Raw genomic sequence first — 19458 nt, 5'->3', positions numbered from 1 at the left:
GGGCCCCGACAGGAGCACTCTGGGAGGGTCGTTCCACCGGGTGACCCAGGGCGGTGAGCGGGATCATGGCAGCGGGCAGGGGTGCGCGGATGTGGCGGTTCGACGCGGGCCGGATCTGCCTCGATCTGGTGGCCACGGAACGTGCGGGCGGGGTGCCCGGGACCTGTGAACAGCTCGACGCGCCCGCACACTTGGCCCAGTGGCTGACCGACGCCCGGCTCGTCCCGCCGGGCACCGTGCTGCCGGCGCTGGACGACACCTGGGTGGTCCGCTTCCGTGAACTGCGCTCCGACGTCTCGCGGTTGATGGCGGCCCAGCTCGGCGGGCCCCCGGCCGACGGCGCGCTGGAGCGGGTCAACTCCCTGGCGTCCGGGGCGCCTCCGGGAACCCGTGCGGTGCGCGGCGCGGACGGCGATCTCGTACGGGCCCTGAGCGCCGCGCCCGACTGTTCGGGGCTCCTCGCCGTCGTCGCCCGGGACGCGGTGGACCTGCTCACCGACCCGGTCGCGCGGGCCGCCCTGCGCCGCTGCCAGGGCGAGGCCTGCCACCGCCTCTACCTGGACACCTCGCGCGGCCGGCGGCGGCGCTGGTGCTCCGGAGAGGTCTGCGGCAACCGCGAACGGGTCGCCCGGCACCGGCGCAGAACCTCGGGAACGGGCAGCGCGTTCGGACCGGCGGCACCTGACCCGGACGGTCCGGAGAAAGAAATTCCGCCCGGCGTTGAATGAACCGGCGCCCACCCCCGTATCGATGGTCCAGGAGCTCGTTTCAGAGGTCTCGACCGGGAGGTTCGGGTGCGCAAGGATGCGGCCGTGGCCGATGACCGTCCGCCCAGGGCTCGACATCGCAGTGAGCCGCCCCCGTCCCCCTCCGGGATACCGGACGAGGAACTGATGCGGGCGCTGTACCGCGAACACGCCGGGCCGCTGCTCGCGTACGTCCTCCGACTCGTCGCGGGCGACCGCCAGCGGGCCGAGGACGTGGTGCAGGAGACGCTCATCCGTGCCTGGAAGAACGCCGGCCGGCTCAACCGGGCCACCGGCTCCGTCCGACCCTGGCTGGTGACGGTCGCCCGGCGCATCGTCATCGACAACCACCGCAGCCGGCAGGCCCGGCCGCGCGAGGTCGATCCGTCGCCGCTGGAGGTCATTCCCGCGGAGGACGAGATCGACAAGGCGCTGTGGCTGATGACGCTCTCGGACGCGCTCGAAGATTTGACGCCCGCGCACCGGGAAGCATTGGTCGAGACCTACTTCAAGGGGCGTACGGTCAATGAGGCCGCCGAAGTGCTCGGTGTCCCCAGCGGGACCGTGCGGTCCCGGGTGTTCTACGCACTGCGTTCGATGAAGCTCGCACTCGAAGAGAGGGGGATCACGGCATGAGCGACCAGCAGTGGCAGCCGTTCGGGCCCCGGCCTCCCGGTCACCGCACGCCGTCCGGTCCCTCAAGTCCCCCGTATGCGGCGGGTCCTGCACACCCCTCAGGGCCCGCCCACCTCACCGGCGTCCCCGGCCCGCCGGGCTCCTCCGCCCCGTCCGGACGCTTCGGCGCCGGTTCCGGCCGCGGCCCCGGGTCCGCGGGCTCCGAAGGCTCCGAGCACGACGCGGCCGCCGCGTACGTCCTCGGCATCCTCGACGACGCCCAGGCGAGCGACTTCGAGGCCCATCTCGCGGGCTGCGCCCGGTGCGCCGCGCATCTCGACGAGTTCGCGGGGATGGAGCCGATGCTCGCGATGCTCTCCGAGTCCCCGTCCGCCGTGCCCGGCGCCCGCCCCGTACCGCATGTGCCCGAGCAGCCCGCGCCCCGGCTGCTCGGCGGACTGATGGACGAGGTCGCGCGCAAACGCCACCGCCGCACCCGGCGCAGCCGGTACTGGGTCGCCGCGGCCGCCGCCCTCATCGTCGGTGGCCCGGTCGCCGCGTTCGCGGTCACCTCGGGCGACGACCGCGGCGGGGGATCGGTGGCGGTGGGCGAGCCGCACCCCACCAGCCCGGCCGAGGACGCCTTCTTCGAGCACATGACGGAGAAGGTCTCGGCGACCGACCCCACCACCCGGGTCGGCGCGACCGTCGGCATGGAGGAGAAGGCCTGGGGCACCCACACGGTCCTGGAGCTGAAGAACGTCAAGGGACCGCAGAAGTGCAATCTCGTCGCCGTCTCCAAGACCGGCGAGGAGGAGGTCGTCACCTCCTGGTCCGTCCCGCAGTGGGGGTACGGCATCGAGGGCGCGACGAACCCGGCGGCCAAGGCCCCGCTGTACGTGCACGGCGGGGCGGCGATGGACCGCGAGGACATCGCCCGCTTCGAGGTGCGGACCTTCGACGGCGAGCGGCTGGTGGAGATCGGAGCCTGAGCTGGACGCGACGCGCGACCGCCCGCAGGTCGGCAGGTGCGCCCGGGCCCCCTTCGCTATAGGGTTGACGGCTGCCCAGTGCCGTTAAGAAGGGGGCCTCGGTGGCCGCGCAGGATGCCGCTGTCGAATCGCTGCGGGACCGGGAAATCGGTGTCGAGCAAGAGCATCTCGACCGTGTTTATCACCGCCTCGAAGAGAAGATCCACGAGGCGGAATTCCTCATGAACGACGCCGTCAAGCGCGGCCAGGTCGGTACCCCCGGCGCGCTCGCGGAGCGGGACGCCCAGGTGTTCCGGGCGGGGATCCACCTCAACCGGCTGAACAGCGAGTTCGAGGACTTCCTCTTCGGCCGGATCGACCTGTTGCTCGGCAAGGACGGGGAGCGCGGCCCGGACGGCGCGTACACCTCGGTCGAACCCGCCGACGACTCCGTACGCGACGACGCCACCGCCGATATCGCCGAGACGCTCCACATCGGCCGGATCGGGGTCCTGGACGCCGACTACGCGCCGCTGGTGATCGACTGGCGGGCCCCGGCCGCCGCCCCGTTCTACCGCTCCACCCCGAAGGACCCGGGCCGTGTCGTACGCCGCCGGGTCATCCGCTCCAAGGGCCGCAAGGTCCTCGGGGTCGAGGACGACCTGATGCGCCCGGAGCTGACGGCGTTCCTGGACGGCGAGAAGCTGCCCGTGATCGGGGACGGCGCGCTGATGGCCGCGCTCGGCCAGGCCCGCAGCCACACCATGCGGGACATCGTCTCCTCCATCCAGGCCGAACAGGACCTGGTCATCCGGGCCCCCGCCGCCTCCGTCACCGAGGTCACCGGCGGCCCCGGCACCGGCAAGACCGCCGTCGCCCTGCACCGGGCGGCCTATCTGCTCTACCAGGACCGGCGGCGGTACGCGGGCGGCATCCTGATCGTCTCGCCCACCCCGCTCCTGGTCGCGTACACCGAAGGGGTGCTGCCCTCGCTCGGCGAGGAGGGCCAGGTCGCGATCCGCGCGATCGGCTCGCTCTCCGACGACGCGGCGGGCCTGGAGGGAGCCACCGCCTACGACGAACCGGCCGTGGCCCGGGTCAAGGGCTCCTCCCGGATGCTCCCCGTGCTGCGCAAGGCGGCCCGGGGCGCGCTGGAGGTCCCGCGGCCGGTGGACGAGGGCGGCCAGCTCGCCTTCGGGGACGAACCCGCGCCGGCGGCCGCCCCGGCCACCCCCACCCGGCTGCGCGTCGTCGCCTTCGGGGCCCGGATCGAGCTGGAGGCCGACGAGCTGCGCCGCATCCGGCACAACGTGCTCGGCGGCACCGCCCCGGTCAACCTGCTGCGCCCGCGCGCCCGCAAGCTCCTGCTGGACGCCCTGTGGAGCAAGTCCTCCGGGCGCGGCCGCTACACCGACCCGGAACTGATCGCGGAGCTGCGCTCCTCGTTCGACGAGGACGTCTCCACCGAGACCCCGTTCCTGGAGTTCCTGGACGCCTGGTGGCCGGAGCTGACGCCCCGCCGGGTGCTGGCCGCGATGGCCGACGAGCGGCGGCTCGGCCGCTGGTCCCGGCGCATCCTCAACCAGGGTGAGGTGCGCCGCCTGGCCCGTTCCCTGAAGCGCCTGGGCGCGGACGGAAACGGTCCGCTCTCCGTCCACGACGTGGCGCTCCTGGACGAGCTCCAGGCGCTGCTGGGCACCCCCGCCCGGCCCAAGCGCAAGCGTGAAGCCGACCCGCTGGACCAGCTCACCGGTCTTGAGGAGCTGATGCCGCAGCGCGAGGAGACCCAGTGGGAGCGGGCCGAACGGCTCGCGGCGGAGCGCACCGAGTACGCGCACGTCATCGTCGACGAGGCGCAGGACCTCACCCCGATGCAGTGGCGCATGGTCGGCCGCCGGGGCCGGCACGCCACCTGGACGATCGTCGGCGACCCGGCCCAGTCCTCCTGGTCCGACCCGGACGAGGCGGCCGCGGCCCGGGACGAGGCGCTCGGCTCCCGGCCGCGCCGCCGCTTCACCCTCACCGTCAACTACCGCAACCCGGCGGAGATCGCGGAGCTGGCCGCCAAGGTGCTGGCGCTGGCCATGCCCGGCATGGAGTCCCCGGCGGCGGTCCGCTCGACCGGGGTCGTGCCGCGCTTCGAGCCGGTACGCGACGGGGAGCTGGCCGCCACGGTCCGCGAGGAGGCCGCCCGGCTGCTGGCGGAGGTGGACGGCACGGTCGGCGTGGTCGTCGCGATGAACCGGCGCGCCCAGGCCCGCGAGTGGCTCGCGGAGCTGGGGGAGCGGGTGGTGGCGCTGGGCAGCCTGGAGGCCAAGGGGCTGGAGTACGACGCCACGGTGGTCGTCTCGCCGGCGGAGATCGCGGACGAGTCCCCGGCCGGGCTGCGCGTGCTGTACGTGGCGCTGACCCGGGCGACGCAGCAGCTCACGGTGGTCTCGGGGGAGCGGGACATGCCGGACGAGGACGGGGTGCCGGACCTGCTCAGGGATTGATGCCCGCGGCGCCGGGGGACCGACGCGGGAGGGTTCCGCGAGTCAACCCGGCGCACGGGAATCACTTTTCCGGGGTCTTTGTTACCTTGGTACTGGCACCGGCTCGATCCAAGCCCCCGGGCCCAACCTTCGTCGCTTCGAGCGACCACTTGCCGCGAGGCGAGCATGGCGGGCCGGTGCCACTTGGACGTAAAAGACAGACCCGCGTCACCTCCCGGTGGCGCGGGTCTGTTCTCGTTGTGGGCGGTCCGTCGGCGGCTTTCCGGCCCGTTGGGGGTTCCGCCGAACGGGTGATCTCTCGTATGGTGGAAACTACTTTCCGAAAGACGGCAGTCATTACCGGCTACCAGTCGGTAGGTGCGACGATCGGAAAGCACATCCGGAACCCATGCTCCGGATGTGCGGCAATGAAGCTAAGGAAAGCGAAGGACTCGGCCATGGCAACGGCGCCCAGCGTCTCGTACTCGATGACGGTCCGGCTGGAGGTGCCCGCGAGCGGCACCGCGGTCTCCCAGCTCACCACGGCCGTCGAGTCCTCCGGGGGCTCGGTCACCGGCCTCGACGTGACCGCGTCCGGCCACGAGAAGCTGCGGATCGACGTCACCATCGCCGCCACCTCCACCTCGCACGCGGACGAGATCGTCGAAGGTCTGCGCGACATCGAGGGCGTCGTGCTGGGCAAGGTCTCCGACCGTACGTTCCTCATGCACCTCGGCGGCAAGATCGAGATGGCGTCCAAGCACCCCATCCGCAACCGTGACGACCTCTCGATGATCTACACCCCCGGCGTCGCCCGCGTCTGCATGGCGATCGCCGAGAACCCCGAGGACGCGCGCCGCCTCACCATCAAGCGCAACTCCGTCGCAGTTGTGACGGACGGCTCCGCGGTGCTCGGCCTCGGCAACATCGGCCCGAAGGCCGCGCTGCCCGTCATGGAGGGCAAGGCGGCCCTCTTCAAGCGTTTCGCGGGCATCGACGCCTGGCCGATCTGCCTGGACACCCAGGACACCGACGCCATCGTCGAGATCGTCAAGGCCATCGCCCCCGGCTTCGCGGGCATCAACCTGGAGGACATCTCCGCGCCGCGCTGCTTCGAGATCGAGGCCCGGCTGCGCGAGGCCCTCGACATCCCCGTCTTCCACGACGACCAGCACGGCACCGCGATCGTCGTGCTCGCCGCCCTCACCAACGCCCTGCGCGTGGTGGGCAAGAGCATCGGTGATGTACGGGTCGTCATGTCCGGCGCGGGCGCGGCCGGTACGGCCATCCTGAAGCTGCTCATCGCCGCGGGCGTCAAGCACGCGGTGGTCGCCGACATCCACGGAGTGGTGCACGCCGGACGCGAGGACCTGGTCGCCGCCGACCCCGACTCGCCGCTGCGCTGGATCGCCGACAACACCAACCCCGAAGGTGTCACCGGCACCCTCAAGCAGGCCGTCGTCGGCGCCGACGTCTTCATCGGCGTCTCCGCCCCGAACGTGCTGAACGGCGACGACGTCGCCGCGATGGCGGACGACGCGATCGTGTTCGCGCTCGCGAACCCGGACCCCGAGGTCGACCCCGCGATCGCCCGTCAGACGGCCGCGGTCGTCGCCACCGGCCGCTCGGACTTCCCCAACCAGATCAACAACGTGCTGGTCTTCCCGGGTGTCTTCCGCGGTCTGCTGGACGCTCAGTCCCGCACCGTCAACACGGAGATGATGCTCGCCGCCGCCGGCGCCCTGGCCGACGTGGTCGCCGAGGACGAGGTCAACGCGAACTACATCATCCCCTCGGTCTTCAACGACAAGGTCGCGGGCGCGGTCGCCGGAGCCGTACGCGCCGCCGCGAAGGCCGCCGGCGCCACCGCCACCACCCCCTCCACGACCGTCTGACCTAGGGCCTTTCGTTTGGATCATGTCGGGCTCGCGGGGTCCGGCACGCACATCTGCGGCGTTGTCGTCAATCACCAACGCTCCGCGTTGCCTCAATCCTCCGCCTTGCAGCTGCACGCACCGGACCCCGCTCCCTGATCCGACCTGATCCAAACGAAAGGCCCTAGCCGTTTCGGGGTCCTTTCGGGGGGTACGCGCGGAGTACCCCGGGCCGCACCCGCCCGTGCCGTACGGCGCGTCGCGGGTCGCGGCGCCCCAAACGCCCCTTTAGGGTGGGCGGGCAGTGGGCCCTGCGGGGCCCGGCATCCGCTGCGGACCGCTCGGCCAAGTCGACGGAGCGTCACCACGAGCAAACCGTGGCGCTTTTCATTGACCCCGAAGGGTTCCGGATTGGCTTTCCCGCCGCTGGTGGGGGCAGGATGCGTAATCGGGCGAGAGGGTCTGACATCAGACCCGGGTCCGGGGACTGTCAGAGGGCCCTGGCAGCATCGGCTTCGATCTCACGCCTCACAGGCAAGAAGAACACGGGAGTAACAACATGAACCGCAGTGAGCTGGTGGCCGCCCTGGCCGACCGCGCCGAGGTGACTCGCAAGGACGCCGACGCCGTGCTGGCCGCGCTCGCCGAGACCGTCGGTGAGATCGTCGCCAAGGGCGACGAGAAGGTCACCATCCCCGGTTTCCTGACCTTCGAGCGCACCCACCGTGCCGCTCGCACCGCCCGCAACCCGCAGACCGGCGACCCGATCAACATCCCCGCCGGCTACAGCGTGAAGGTCTCCGCGGGCTCGAAGCTCAAGGAAGCCGCCAAGGGCAAGTAACCCCGAGGCGCACCAAGGGCGGCCCCTCCCGACCAGGAGGGGCCGCCCTCGTGCATGCCGGGGGCACATGCGCCCCGTACAGCCCCCGCCGGAACGCCGGGGCCCCGGGGATCACAGATGCATCCGCGCGCCCTTCAGGACCTTGTCCACGGCGTTCCGCGGCCCGTACACGGCCAGCCCCACCAGATCCAGCGAGTCCCGACCCACGGCCCGCACCGCCGCGCGGTTGTCCCGGTCGTTGCCCGTACCGAACAGGTCCGAGGTGAACACGGCCATCGTCAGGGACCGGGCGAGCGCCTTCGTGTGCGCGGCGGTCAGCGTCTCCTTCGCCCCCTCGAAGACCAGCACCGGCTGCCGCAGCATCGGCAGGTACGCGGTCGCGTCGGCGTCCTCGTAGGGCTCGCCGATCACCTCCGGAGCCGCCGTCCCCAGGCCGCTCACCAGGAAGGCGGTCACGTTCAGCCGCTGCCAGGTCTCCAGGTCGTCGCGGAGCAGCACCGCGATCTTCGTGTCGAAACGGACGGGTGCGGTCTCGCCGCCGCCTGTGTTCTCGTGCGTGTTTCCCATGCTCCGAGACTGGCCGCCGCCCCGCCGGAGCGTCTTGTACGTTCTTGGCGTGACCCGCGTGAGCCGCCCGCAGGAGATCTCGGCCTGGCGACCGTCCGTCGCCGGGGTCGTGGAGGTCTTCCATGCCCGCTTCACCGAGCACGCCTACCCCATGCACGTCCACGACGTCTGGACGCTCCTGATCGTCGACGACGGGGCCGTCCGCTACGACCTGGACCGCCACCGGCACGGCACCCCGGACGGCACCGTCAGCCTGCTGCCGCCGCAGGTACCGCACAACGGTTCGCCCGCCACCCCGGACGGGTTCCGCAAACGGGTGCTCTACCTGGACATGAGCCAGCTCGACGCGAGCCTCATCGGTCCCGCCGTGGACACCCCCGACCTGGCCGACCCGCTGCTGCGCGCCCGCGTCGCCCGGCTGCACACCGCCCTCGCGGACCCGGGTGACGCGCTGGAGGCGGAGAGCCGCCTGGCGTTCGTCGAGGAGCGGCTGCGCGGCCATCTGCGGCCCGGGGCGGCCCCGGAGCGCCCCCGGCCCGGCCCTGGTGTCGCCGGGGACCTGCGTGAGCTGCTGGACGAGCGGCTGCGGGAGGGCGTCACGCTCGCCGAGGCCGCCCGGCTGGTCCACGCGCACCCGACCCATCTCGTACGGGCCTTCAGCGCGGCCTACGCGATCGCGCCCCACCAGTACGTGACGGCCCGCCGGGTCGACCTCGCCCGCCGCCTGCTGCTGGAGGGCGTGCCGCCGGGGGAGGCGGCCACCGCGGTCGGCTTCCACGACCAGTCCCACCTCACCCGGCACTTCAAGCGGATCGCGGGCACCACCCCGGGCCGGTTCGCGCGGTCCCGGGAAGCACGGAGCCCCGGCCCTCCGTGAGGGCCGGGGCACCGGTTCGCGCAGTGCTGTGTGCGGCAGCGCTGTGCGGGGTCAGACCAGGGAACCGCCCGGCAGCTCCACCTTCGCGCCGAGCTTCTCCAGCTTCTCCATGAAGTTCTCGTAACCGCGGTTGATCAGGTCGATGCCGTGCACCCGGGAGGTGCCCTGCGCCGCCAGCGCCGCGATCAGGTACGAGAAGCCGCCGCGCAGGTCGGGGATGACCAGATCGGCGCCCTGGAGCTTCGTCGGTCCGGAGACGACCGCCGAGTGCAGGAAGTTGCGCTGGCCGAAACGGCAGTCCGAACCGCCCAGGCACTCGCGGTACAGCTGGATGTGCGCGCCCATCTGGTTGAGCGCGGAGGTGAAGCCGAGCCGCGACTCGTACACCGTCTCGTGGACGATCGACAGACCCGCGGCCTGCGTCAGCGCCACCACCAGCGGCTGCTGCCAGTCGGTCTGGAAGCCGGGGTGCACGTCCGTCTCCAGCGCGATGGCGTTGAGCGCGCCGCCCGGGTGCCAGAAGCGGATGCCCTCGTCGTCGATCTCGAAGGCGCCGCCGACCTTGCGGTAGGTGTTCAGGAAGGTCATCATCGAGCGCTGCTGGGCGCCGCGCACATAGATGTTGCCCTCGGTCGCCAGCGCCGCCGACGCCCAGGAAGCCGCCTCCAGGCGGTCCGGGATCGCCCGGTGGGTGTATCCGTCGAGCTTGTCGACACCGGTGATCCGGATGGTCCGGTCGGTGTCCATGGAGATGATCGCGCCCATCTTTTGCAGTACGCAGATGAGGTCCTCGATCTCCGGCTCGACGGCCGCGTTGGACAGCTCGGTGACGCCCTCGGCGAGGACGGCGGTGAGCAGCACCTGCTCGGTGGAGCCCACCGAGGGGTACGGCAGCCGGATCTTGGTGCCGCGCAGCCGCTGCGGGGCCTCCAGGTACTGGCCGTCGGCCCGCTTCTCGATGGTCGCGCCGAACTGGCGCAGCACCTCGAAGTGGAAGTCGATCGGCCGGCCGCCGATGTCGCAGCCGCCCAGGCCCGGGATGAAGGCGTGGCCGAGGCGGTGCAGCAGGGGGCCGCAGAACAGGATCGGGATGCGCGACGAACCCGCGTGGGCATCGATGTCGGCGACGTTGGCCGACTCGACGTGCGAGGGGTCGAGGATCAGTTCGCCCGGCTCGTCGCCGGGGCGGACGGTGACGCCGTGCAGCTGGAGGAGTCCCCGGACCACCCGTACGTCACGGATGTCGGGAACGTTGCGGAGGCGGCTGGGCCCGCTGCCGAGCAGCGCGGCGACCATGGCCTTCGGCACCAGGTTCTTGGCGCCTCGGACGCGGATCTCGCCCTCCAGCGGGGTGCCGCCGTGGACAAGCAGGACATCGTCTGTGCCGGTCATGTATCTCGCGTTCCGGAGTGGTCGGGCAGGGGGCCAACGAAAAGGGTAATGGCCCCCCACCCCCCTTCCGTAAGGCGAAGGGGGGTGTACGAACGTCATGAATCCGCCACAACACCCTCTGCGCATCCGATCTTGCGGAGGGTTACCGTCCGGATGGCCCACAGCGTCCCCGCCGGACGGTGCGCTCCCCGTGCCTCCGTGCGCCCTGAGCTGCGCTCGCTCTCCTGAGGGCGGCATCACGGGCACTCGCCTCCCGTGGAGGGCGAAGATGCGGGATCATTCGTGCCATGACCGAGGTGTCCTCGCTCACAGGGCGGCTGCTCGTGGCCGCACCCGCCCTCACGGACCCGAATTTCGACCGCGCGGTGGTGCTGCTCCTCGACCACGACGAGGAGGGCTCCCTCGGCGTGGTCCTCAACCGCCCGACCCCGGTCGGCGTCGGCGACATCCTCGCGTCCTGGGCCGCCCTGACCGGCGAGCCGGACGTCGTCTTCCAGGGCGGCCCGGTCTCGCTCGACTCCGCGCTCGGCGTGGCGGTGATCCCCGGCGACGAGGGCCCGCTCGGCTGGCGGCGGGTGCACGGGGCGATCGGCCTGGTCGATCTGGAGACCCCGCCGGAGCTGCTGGGGCCGGCGCTCGGCTCGCTGCGGATCTTCGCCGGGTACGCGGGCTGGGGCCCCGGCCAGCTGGAGGGTGAGCTGGCCGAGGGCGCGTGGTACGTGGTCGAGTCGGAGCCCGGCGACGTCTCGTCCCCGCGCCCCGAACAGCTCTGGCGCGCGGTGCTCCGCCGCCAGCGCAGCGAGCTGGCGATGATCGCCACGTATCCGGACGACCCTTCGCTCAACTGATCCCCGTCTCTTTCAGTACCCTTGGCGGTTATGAGCACTCTTGAGCCCGATCGCGGGGCAGGTACGGGGACCCTCGTCGAGCCGACGCCGCAGGTGTCGAGGGGCGACGGCGACCACGAGCGCTACGCCCATTACGTCCAGAAGGACAAGATCATGGCGAGCGCCCTGGAGGGCACTCCCGTGGTCGCGCTGTGCGGAAAGGTCTGGGTACCGGGGCGCGACCCCAAGAAGTACCCGGTCTGTCCCATGTGCAAGGAGATCTACGAGTCCATGGGCGCCGGCGGCGACAAGGACAAGGGCAAGGGCGGCGGCAAGGACAAGAAGTAGCGTCCGACCCCACCCCTGCCGAAAGGCCCCCGGGGCGTGCGACACCGCACGCCCCGGGGGCCTTCTCCGTGCCCGCTCACGGAAGGTGACGGTTCGGTCGCGTTGCACGGGCTGCATCCGCTGGTCACAGAGTGGTCGAGACCACTTGTCGTCACCGGAACGCAGGCCTACTCTCCTGCCAGTTGTGCAGAACGAAACGCACGTTGCGCATGATGCAACGTTTGACCGGTAGGGGTTCCGGATGAAGCTTTCTGCCCGAATGGCCGCCCCCGTCGCGGCGCTTGTGCTGGCCGGCCTCACCGCCACCGCCTGTGCGCCGCAGACCTCCGACACCAGTGCGAAGGGTGACGACAAGAGCGGCACGCTCCGTGTCTGGCTCTTCCAGGAGGTCGGCAACAAGCCCAAGGAGAAGGTCGTCGACGCGGCCGTCGCCGAGTTCGAGAAGGCCCACAAGGGCGCGAAGGTCGAGATCGAGTACATACCCGTCGACACCCGCGCGCAGCGCATCAAGGCCGCGTTCAACGACCCCAAGAGCGCCCCGGACCTCATCGAGTACGGCAACAGCGACACCGCCGGATACGTCAAGGACGGCGGACTCGCCGACGTCACCGAGGAGTTCGGCGCCTGGGACGAGGCCAAGGACACCGACCCGATCGCCAAGCAGTCCGTCACCGTCGGCGGCAAGGTCTACGGCGCGCCCTTCTTCGTCGGCGTCCGGGCCCTCTACTACCGCACCGACGTCTTCAAGGACCTCGGCATCGATCCCCCCAAGTCCCAGGCCGAACTGATCTCCACCGCCAAGAAGATCCGCAAGGCCAAGCCCGACCTCTACGGCCTCGCGGTCGGCGGCGCGTACACCTACGGCGCGATGCCCTTCATCTGGGCCAACGGCGGCGAACTCGCGGGCGAGACCGACGGCACGTACAAGTCCGGCATCAACAGCGAGAAGTCCCGCAAGGGCATCGAGGCGTACACCTCCCTCTTCGGCGACGACAACTGTCCGGCCGCCAAGTGCGCCTCCATGGGCGGCAACGCCACCGTGACCGCCTTCGCCTCCGGCAAGGCCGCCATGGCCATCGGCGGCGACTTCAGCCACGCGGCCGTCGAGGCGGGCGCCGTCAAGGGCAAGTACGCCGTCGTGCCGCTGCCCGGTGTCGCGGAGAACTCCATCGCCCCGGCCTTCGCGGGCGGGAACAACCTCGGCGTCCTCAAGAGCAGTTCGCACCGCACCCTCGCCGTCGACCTGATGAAGTCGCTGTCCGGCAAGAAGACCCAGGCCCAGATGTTCGACGCGATGGGCTTCCTGCCGACCTACACCGACGTCCTGGACAACGCCGCGAAGAAGGAGCCCTTCGTCGCCCCGTTCGTCCAGACCCTCGGCGCGGGCGCCAAGTTCGTCCCGGCCTCGCCCGCCTGGGGCCAGATCGACGCCTCACTGGTCCTGCCGACGATGTTCCAGGAGATCGTCTCCGGCCGTAAGGACGTGGCGAAGGCGTCGGACGACGCGGCGAAGAAGATGGACGCGGCCTTCACCGAAGCCGGCTGACGATGACCACGCACACCTCTCCGCTCAAGGCCCCGCCGACGGGCGCGGCCGGGGCGGGCGGCGCCACCCCGGCCGCCCGCCCGCCCCGGCGCGGCCGGTCCGTTTCCCCCAGGGGGCACTCCGGCTGGACCCCCTGGCTCTACCTCCTGCCGGCGCTCGTCCTGCTCGCCGGACTGCTGGTCTACCCGATCTACCAGCTCGGCCTGATCTCGTTCCTGGAATACACCCAGGCCCAGGTCAGCGGCGGCGAACCCACCACCTTCCAGGGGTTCGGCAACTACGCGACCCTCTTCAACGACAGCCAGTTCTGGCAGGTCCTCCTCGCCACCGTGCTCTTCGCCGCGGCCTGCGTGGTCTCCACCCTGGCCGTCGGCTGCGCGCTCGCCGTCCTGCTCACCCGCATCCGCGCCCTGCCCCGGCTCGCGCTGATGATGGCCGCGCTCGGCGCCTGGGCCACCCCCGCGATCACCGGCTCCACGGTCTGGGTCTTCCTCTTCGACCCCGACTTCGGACCGGTCAACAAGGTGCTCGGGCTCGGTGACTTCTCCTGGACGTACGGCCGCTACAGCGCCTTCGCGCTCGTTCTGCTCGAAGTCCTGTGGTGCTCGTTCCCGTTCGTGATGGTCACCGTGTACGCGGGCATCCGGGCCATCCCCACCGAGGTGCTGGAGGCCGCCTCGCTGGACGGCGCGTCCCAGTGGCGGATCTGGCGCACCATCATGGCGCCGATGCTCAAGCCCATCCTGATCGTCGTCACCATCCAGTCGATCATCTGGGACTTCAAGGTCTTCACCCAGATCTACGTCATGACCAACGGCGGCGGCATCGCCGGCCAGAACCTGGTGCTCAACGTGTACGCGTACCAGAAGGCGTTCGCGTCCTCGCAGTACAGCCTCGGATCGGCCATCGGCGTCGTGATGCTGGTGATCCTGCTGGCCGTCACGCTGGTCTATCTGCGCCTGGTGAGGCGCCAGGGGGAGGAACTGTGAGCGCACGCACGCTGCTGGGCGTCAAGCGGACCGGTCTGGGCATCAAGCGGCCCGGCCGGCTGATGGCCGAGGCCGCCGCCCTGCTCATCGCCGTCGCGGTCGCCTTCCCGCTGTACTGGATGGTGCTCTCCGCCTTCAAACCGGCCGGGGAGATCCAGTCCACCGAGGCCCGCCCCTGGACGCTCGCCCCCTCGCTCGACTCGTTCCGCCGGGTCTTCGAACAGCAGGACTTCGGCCGCTACTTCCTCAACAGCCTGCTGGTGGCGGGCACGGTGGTCGTGCTCTCCGCGCTGGTCGCCTTCCTGGCCGCCACCGCCGTGACCCGCTTCCGCTTCACGTTCCGCACCACCCTGCTGATCATGTTCCTGGTGGCGCAGATGGTGCCGGTGGAGGCGCTGACCATCCCGCTGTTCTTCCTGATGCGGGACTTCGGCCAGCTCAACACGCTCGGCTCGCTGATCCTGCCGCACCTCGCCTTCTCGCTGCCGTTCGCCATCTGGATGCTGCGCGGCTTCGTCAAGGCCGTCCCCGAGGCCCTGGAGGAGGCCGCCTACATCGACGGCGCCAGCCGCACCCGCTTCCTCTGGCAGATCCTCTTCCCGCTGGTCTTCCCGGGCCTGGTCGCCACGAGTGTCTTCTCCTTCATCACCACCTGGAACGACTTCCTGTTCGCGAAGTCGTTCATCATCAGCGACACCTCCCAGTCGACGCTGCCCATGGCGCTGCTGGTCTTCTTCAAACCGGACGAGAACGACTGGGGAGGGATCATGGCAGCCTCGACCGTGATGACCATCCCCGTCCTGGTCTTCTTCGTACTCGTACAGCGACGCCTCGTCTCCGGACTGGGCGGAGCGGTTAAGGACTGACGTCATGACACCCGAGAACTCCCCCTCCCCGGGCGCCGTGGACGCCGCCGCCCTCGGTCTGATCCCGGCCCCCCGCACCCTGACCGCGGCCGCCGCCGGACCGTACCCGCTCGGCTACACGACCCCGCTGACCGCCGGACCGGGCACCGAAGGCGTCGCCCGCTGGCTGCGCGCCACGCTCGGCCCGCCCACCGGACTGCCCCTGCCCCAGGGCGACGGCACCGGCACGGGCGCGGGCGACGGCTCCGGCTCGACCGGGCAGGGCATCGTGCTGGCCCTCGACGAGTCGCTCGCCCCCGAGGGCTACCGCCTGGCCGTCGAGGCCAACGCCGTACGCATCACGGGCGGCACGGCGGCGGGCGTCTTCCGGGGCGCGCAGACCCTCCGTCAGCTCCTCGGCCCCGACGCCTTCCGCCGCGCCCCCCTCGCCCCCGGCCGCACCTGGGAGGTCCCGCCGGTCGTCGTCGAGGACGAACCCCGCTTCGGCTGGCGCGGCATGATGCTCGACGTCTGCCGGCACTTCCTGCCCAAGGACGACGTCCTGCGCTACCTGGACCTGCTGGCCGCCCACAAGCTGAACGTCTTCCACTTCCACCTCACCGACGACCAGGGCTGGCGCATCGAGATCAAGCGCTACCCGCGCCTCACCGAGGTCGGCTCCTGGCGCTCACGCACCAAATACGGCCACCGGGCCTCCGAGCTGTGGGACGAGACGCCCTACGGCGGCTACTACACGCAGGACGACATCCGCGAGATCGTCGCCTACGCCGCCGAGCGGCATATCCGGGTCGTCCCCGAGATCGACATCCCGGGCCACTCGCAGGCCGCGATCAGCGCATACCCCGAGCTGGGCAACACCGACGTCATCGACACCACCACCCTCTCCGTCTGGGACACCTGGGGCGTCAATCCGAACGTACTCGCCCCCACTGACACCACCCTGCGCTTCTTCGAAGGCGTCCTGGAGGAGGTGCTGGAGCTCTTCCCCGCCGAAACCTCGCCCTTCGTCCACATGGGCGGCGACGAGTGCCCCAAGGACCAGTGGAAGGAGTCCCCGCTCGCCCAGGCCCGCATCGCCGAACTCGGCGTGAAGGACGAGGACGGCCTCCAGTCCTGGTTCATCCGCCACTTCGACGCCTGGCTCACCGCCCGCGGCCGCCGCCTCATCGGCTGGGACGAGATCCTCGAAGGCGGCCTCGCGGAGGGGGCCGCGGTCTCCTCCTGGCGCGGTTACGGCGGCGGCATCGCGGCCGCCGAGGCCGGGCACGACGTCGTCATGTGCCCCGAGCAGCAGGTGTATCTGGACCACCGTCAGGACGGCGGCCCCGACGAGCCGATGCCCATCGGGTACGTACGGACCCTGGAGGACGTCTACCGCTTCGAGCCCGTCCCGCCGGGCCTGAGCGAGGAGGCGGCCCGTCACATCCTGGGCACCCAGGCCAACGTGTGGACCGAGGTCATGCAGAACCGGGCCCGCGTCGACTACCAGGTCTTCCCGCGCCTCGCCGCCTTCGCCGAGGTCGCCTGGTCCGCCCTGCCCGCCCCGGCCGACCGGGACTTCGCCGCCTTCGACGCCCGGATGCGGGCCCACTACGCCCGCCTCGACGCCCTCGGCGTCGACTACCGCCCGCCGGCCGGTCCGTACCCCCGTCAGCAGCGCCCCGGCATCCTCGGCCGCCCGCTGGAGGGGGAGCCTCCGGTGGTGTGACCCCGCGCCCCGGCCCCCGTCGGCCGCAGCCGTCCTCCGGAGAGACCTCCGGGACCGCTGCGGCCGACGCGCGTCCGGGAACGGATCCGGGAACGGATCCGGGGCGCGAACCGTATAAGTCGTACAAGCCTCGCTGAAGAGTGGCAATTCGCCTTCCCCGCCGAAGGTGTGCGAAACCGGAACATCCCGCAGGTCAGGGACGGAACCGCCCTTCGCGGACCCTCGCTCCGGTCCGATCGGAAGATGTGCCAGAGTTGCCACGTCCGGGCTGTGAACACGTACCGTACGGCGGAACAGGCCAGAGCGCCGGGACACCGGGAAGGGGCAGCTGGGTTGACCACGCACGCACCGCAGGCGATGCAGTCGGTGACGCTGCCGACCTCGTTGGACGAGGCCGTGGCGGCTCTCGGCGCCATGCCCGCAGCCGTTCCGGTTGCCGGGGGCACGGACCTGATGGCAGCCGTCAACAAGGGGCTGCTGCGCCCCTCGGGCCTGGTCGGCCTCGGCCGGATCAGCGAGCTGCGCGGCTGGCACTACCAGGACGGCCACGCCCTCCTGGGCGCCGGACTCACCCACGCCCGGATGGGACGCCCGGACTTCGCCGCCCTCATCCCCGCCCTGGCCGCCTCCGCCCGCGCCGCGGGCCCGCCCCAGATCCGTAACGCCGGAACGCTCGGCGGCAACATCGTCACCTCCGCGCCCACCGGCGACGCCCTGCCGGTGCTGGCCGCGCTGGAGGCCGAGCTCGTCATCGCGGGCCCCGACGGCGCCCGCCGCGAGATCCCCGTCTCGCACCTGCTGGCGGGCCGCGAGCTGCTGGAGCCCGCGGAGCTGATCGGCTTCGTCCGCGTACCGCTGCTGCACGCCCCGCAGGTCTTCCTGAAGGCCACCGGGCGCACCGGCCCCGGCCGCGCCACCGCCTCGGTCGCGATCGTCCTGGACCCGGCCCGCCGGGGCGTGCGCTGCGCGGTCGGCGCCATCGCCCCGATGCCGCTGCGCCCGCTGGAGGCGGAGCAGTGGATCGCCTCGCTGATCGACTGGGACGGCGAGCGGGGCCTGGCCCCCGACGCGCTGGCCGCCTTCGGCGAGTACGTCGCCGCGGCCTGCATCCCGGACCACGCACCACCGGCCGACGGATCAGAGGCCCCGCCGCTGTCCCCGGCCGTCCTGCACCTGCGGCGCACGGTCGCCGCGCTCGCCCGACGCGCGCTGGGGAGGGCACTGTCGTGAGCAATGAGGAAAACCCCCACCAGCGGCACGGGCACTCCGATGGCCCGGACCCGCGGTACGGCGGCTGGGAGCCGACCCCGCAGGGCGACGGCTTCGACGCCGACGCCACCGCGTTCGTCCAGCTGCCGCCGGAGGACCTGGCGAACATCCCGCTGGCCGCGCCCGGCCAGGGGTACGTCCCGCCGATGATCGTGCCGCTGACCCCGGCGGCCGGTCTGGACCCGGCGGCGACGGGCAGCTGGGTGATCCAGACGCAGACCCAGCAGGCGCAGGCGGAGCAGCGCGCCCAGGAGGCCGCGGCCGCGCACGAGGCCGCCGCGCAGGGGACCGGCGCGGTCCACTGGCCGGACCCGAACCAGCAGGGCGGGTACCAGGGCCCGTACGAGGACACCTCGCACGCCACGGCCCAGTGGAACTTCACCGAGGCCCTGGGGGAGGCGGCACCGGCCCCGGAGGCGGCGCAGGCGGCCGGGGAGGCCGACACCTCGGCCCACACCGCCCACACGGGTCACTCCGGGCACACGGGTCAGTGGACGATCCCGGTCGCGGACGGGGATCTCCCGGACGAATCGGGCGAGTTCCTGGCGTCGGCGCACACCCCGCAGTGGTACGCGGACAGCGCCCGCCCGGCGACGCTGCCCGGCGGCGCGCCCGCCCCCTGGGCGACACAGGAACCGGAAGCCGCTCCCGTACCGGAGGCGGAGGCCGAAGCCGAGGGGACCGCACCCGAGGAGAGCGAAGCGGAAGCGCTCCCGGCGGAGGAAGCGGAACCGAACGCGGGCGCGGAAACGGAAGGGACGGAAGGGGAGGCGGGCACGGAGGCGGAGACACCTTCAGGCCTCGACCCCGACCCCGACACCGCCCCCACCGCTGCCACCGACGAGGTCCCCGCTCCCACCGAGAGCCCCGCGCTCTCCGACGTACCGAGCGAGCACCCCGCCGCGTCCTACCTGCTCCATGTGAACGGCGTGGACCGCCCGGTCAGCGACGCCTGGATCGGCGAGTCCCTGCTCTACGTGCTCCGCGAGCGCCTCGGCCTGGCCGGGGCCAAGGACGGCTGCTCGCAGGGCGAGTGCGGCGCGTGCAACGTCCAGGTCGACGGCCGGCTGGTCGCCTCCTGCCTGGTCCCCGCGGCCACGGCGGCGGGCAGCGAGGTGCGTACGGTCGAGGGCCTGGCCGTCGACGGCGAACCGTCCGACGTCCAGCGCGCCCTGTCCGCCTGCGGAGCCGTCCAGTGCGGCTTCTGCATCCCCGGCATGGCGATGACCGTCCACGACCTGCTGGAGGGCAACCACGCCCCCACCGAGCTGGAGACCCGCCAGGCGCTCTGCGGCAACCTCTGCCGCTGTTCCGGCTACCGGGGCGTCCTCGACGCGGTCGCGGACGTCGTCGCGGCCCGCGAGGCCAACGCCGAGGCGGCGGCCACGGCGGCCGCGGCGGCCCCGGACGAGGCGCGCATCCCGCACCAGGCCGAGCCGGGCGCCGGCGGCGTGCAGCAGGGCCCCCACTCGCACGAGGGAGAGGCGCTGTGAGGCACGCCCGCGGCCCCGCCGTACAGCAGCGGCACACGCATCACCAGCAGCACCA

General features: G+C 71.8%; 17 protein-coding genes. 15 read left to right on the top strand and 2 right to left on the bottom strand.

Going from position 1 to position 19458, the window contains the following annotated elements; genetic code table 11:
* Positions 1-65 precede the first annotated feature (65 nt).
* The 6 genes from A3Q37_RS23035 (at position 66) to A3Q37_RS23010 (ending at position 7521) form a co-directional block, all read left to right on the top strand.
* Positions 66-728: an ABATE domain-containing protein gene (locus tag A3Q37_RS23035; RefSeq protein WP_065487521.1), complete on the top strand. Its 663-nt coding sequence runs from the start codon at positions 66-68 to the stop codon at positions 726-728.
* A gap of 66 nt (positions 729-794) precedes the next feature.
* Positions 795-1382, top strand: coding sequence for a sigma-70 family RNA polymerase sigma factor (locus tag A3Q37_RS23030; protein ID WP_065487520.1), 588 nt, complete (start codon positions 795-797; stop codon positions 1380-1382).
* Positions 1379-2353, top strand: coding sequence for an anti-sigma factor (locus tag A3Q37_RS23025; RefSeq protein WP_065487519.1), 975 nt, complete (start codon positions 1379-1381; stop codon positions 2351-2353). The genes A3Q37_RS23030 and A3Q37_RS23025 overlap by 4 nt, the downstream gene beginning before the upstream one ends.
* A gap of 101 nt (positions 2354-2454) precedes the next feature.
* Positions 2455-4827 carry a UvrD-helicase domain-containing protein gene (locus A3Q37_RS23020; RefSeq protein ID WP_065487518.1) on the top strand — a complete coding sequence of 791 codons (2373 nt, stop codon included), beginning with the start codon at positions 2455-2457 and terminating at the stop codon, positions 4825-4827.
* Between the two features lie 437 nt (positions 4828-5264).
* Positions 5265-6701, top strand: coding sequence for an NAD-dependent malic enzyme (locus A3Q37_RS23015; protein WP_065487517.1), 1437 nt, complete (start codon positions 5265-5267; stop codon positions 6699-6701).
* A gap of 538 nt (positions 6702-7239) precedes the next feature.
* Positions 7240-7521 carry an HU family DNA-binding protein gene (locus tag A3Q37_RS23010; RefSeq protein WP_003968811.1) on the top strand — a complete coding sequence of 94 codons (282 nt, stop codon included), beginning with the start codon at positions 7240-7242 and terminating at the stop codon, positions 7519-7521.
* Between the two features lie 111 nt (positions 7522-7632).
* On the opposite strand, the gene A3Q37_RS23005 is transcribed toward A3Q37_RS23010, so the two are convergent.
* Positions 7633-8088, bottom strand: a complete 456-nt coding sequence (locus A3Q37_RS23005; RefSeq protein ID WP_065487516.1) for a DUF2000 domain-containing protein — start codon at positions 8086-8088, stop codon at positions 7633-7635.
* A gap of 49 nt (positions 8089-8137) precedes the next feature.
* Here A3Q37_RS23005 and A3Q37_RS23000 point away from each other — a divergent pair, with 49 nt between their 5' ends.
* Positions 8138-8965, top strand: coding sequence for an AraC family transcriptional regulator (locus A3Q37_RS23000; protein ID WP_079137940.1), 828 nt, complete (start codon positions 8138-8140; stop codon positions 8963-8965).
* Between the two features lie 51 nt (positions 8966-9016).
* Here the strand turns inward: A3Q37_RS23000 and murA are convergent, their stop codons facing one another.
* Positions 9017-10357: a UDP-N-acetylglucosamine 1-carboxyvinyltransferase gene (gene murA, locus A3Q37_RS22995; RefSeq protein ID WP_006124927.1), complete on the bottom strand. Its 1341-nt coding sequence runs from the start codon at positions 10355-10357 to the stop codon at positions 9017-9019.
* Positions 10358-10644: 287 nt separating this feature from the next.
* On the opposite strand from murA, the gene A3Q37_RS22990 reads away from it, so the two are divergent.
* The 8 genes from A3Q37_RS22990 (at position 10645) to A3Q37_RS22955 (ending at position 19403) form a co-directional block, all read left to right on the top strand.
* Positions 10645-11205, top strand: a complete 561-nt coding sequence (locus tag A3Q37_RS22990) for a YqgE/AlgH family protein (RefSeq protein ID WP_006124926.1) — start codon at positions 10645-10647, stop codon at positions 11203-11205.
* Between the two features lie 30 nt (positions 11206-11235).
* Complete coding sequence (locus tag A3Q37_RS22985) at positions 11236-11532, top strand: DUF3039 domain-containing protein (RefSeq protein WP_006124925.1); 297 nt, start codon at positions 11236-11238, stop codon at positions 11530-11532.
* Positions 11533-11773: 241 nt separating this feature from the next.
* A complete protein-coding gene (locus A3Q37_RS22980) occupies positions 11774-13078 on the top strand; it encodes an extracellular solute-binding protein (protein ID WP_065487514.1) in 1305 nt (434 codons plus the stop codon).
* A 2-nt stretch (positions 13079-13080) separates the two neighbouring features.
* Positions 13081-14067 (top strand): carbohydrate ABC transporter permease, encoded by a 987-nt coding sequence (locus A3Q37_RS22975; RefSeq protein WP_065487513.1) that lies wholly within the window; start codon positions 13081-13083, stop codon positions 14065-14067.
* A complete protein-coding gene (locus A3Q37_RS22970) occupies positions 14064-14933 on the top strand; it encodes a carbohydrate ABC transporter permease (RefSeq protein WP_065487512.1) in 870 nt (289 codons plus the stop codon). The genes A3Q37_RS22975 and A3Q37_RS22970 overlap by 4 nt, the downstream gene beginning before the upstream one ends.
* A gap of 4 nt (positions 14934-14937) precedes the next feature.
* Positions 14938-16641, top strand: a complete 1704-nt coding sequence (locus tag A3Q37_RS22965; RefSeq protein ID WP_065487511.1) for a beta-N-acetylhexosaminidase — start codon at positions 14938-14940, stop codon at positions 16639-16641.
* 333 nt (positions 16642-16974) lie between these two features.
* Entirely contained in the window at positions 16975-17871 is an 897-nt protein-coding gene (locus tag A3Q37_RS22960; RefSeq protein ID WP_032765056.1) for a xanthine dehydrogenase family protein subunit M, read from the top strand.
* A complete protein-coding gene (locus A3Q37_RS22955; protein ID WP_065487510.1) occupies positions 17868-19403 on the top strand; it encodes a (2Fe-2S)-binding protein in 1536 nt (511 codons plus the stop codon). Before A3Q37_RS22960 ends, A3Q37_RS22955 begins: the two co-directional genes overlap by 4 nt.
* Positions 19404-19458 lie beyond the last annotated feature (55 nt).

The sequence above is a fragment of the Streptomyces sp. PTY087I2 genome, from assembly GCF_001687325.1.
Taxonomy (GTDB): domain Bacteria; phylum Actinomycetota; class Actinomycetes; order Streptomycetales; family Streptomycetaceae; genus Streptomyces.
The sequence above is the reverse complement of the archived record's forward strand: the minus strand, read 5'-3'. Positions and strand labels throughout refer to the sequence as shown.

Coding starts and splice junctions, on each gene's coding strand:
- A3Q37_RS23025 (WP_065487519.1), top strand. CDS start 1,379: ATGAGCGACCAGCAGTGGCAGCCGTTCGGGCCCCGGCCTCCCGGTCAC.
- A3Q37_RS22985 (WP_006124925.1), top strand. CDS start 11,236: ATGAGCACTCTTGAGCCCGATCGCGGGGCAGGTACGGGGACCCTCGTC.
- A3Q37_RS22990 (WP_006124926.1), top strand. CDS start 10,645: ATGACCGAGGTGTCCTCGCTCACAGGGCGGCTGCTCGTGGCCGCACCC.
- A3Q37_RS22980 (WP_065487514.1), top strand. CDS start 11,774: ATGAAGCTTTCTGCCCGAATGGCCGCCCCCGTCGCGGCGCTTGTGCTG.
- A3Q37_RS23010 (WP_003968811.1), top strand. CDS start 7,240: ATGAACCGCAGTGAGCTGGTGGCCGCCCTGGCCGACCGCGCCGAGGTG.
- A3Q37_RS22975 (WP_065487513.1), top strand. CDS start 13,081: ATGACCACGCACACCTCTCCGCTCAAGGCCCCGCCGACGGGCGCGGCC.
- A3Q37_RS23015 (WP_065487517.1), top strand. CDS start 5,265: ATGGCAACGGCGCCCAGCGTCTCGTACTCGATGACGGTCCGGCTGGAG.
- A3Q37_RS23035 (WP_065487521.1), top strand. CDS start 66: ATGGCAGCGGGCAGGGGTGCGCGGATGTGGCGGTTCGACGCGGGCCGG.
- A3Q37_RS23005 (WP_065487516.1), bottom strand. CDS start 8,088: ATGGGAAACACGCACGAGAACACAGGCGGCGGCGAGACCGCACCCGTC.
- murA (WP_006124927.1), bottom strand. CDS start 10,357: ATGACCGGCACAGACGATGTCCTGCTTGTCCACGGCGGCACCCCGCTG.
- A3Q37_RS22965 (WP_065487511.1), top strand. CDS start 14,938: ATGACACCCGAGAACTCCCCCTCCCCGGGCGCCGTGGACGCCGCCGCC.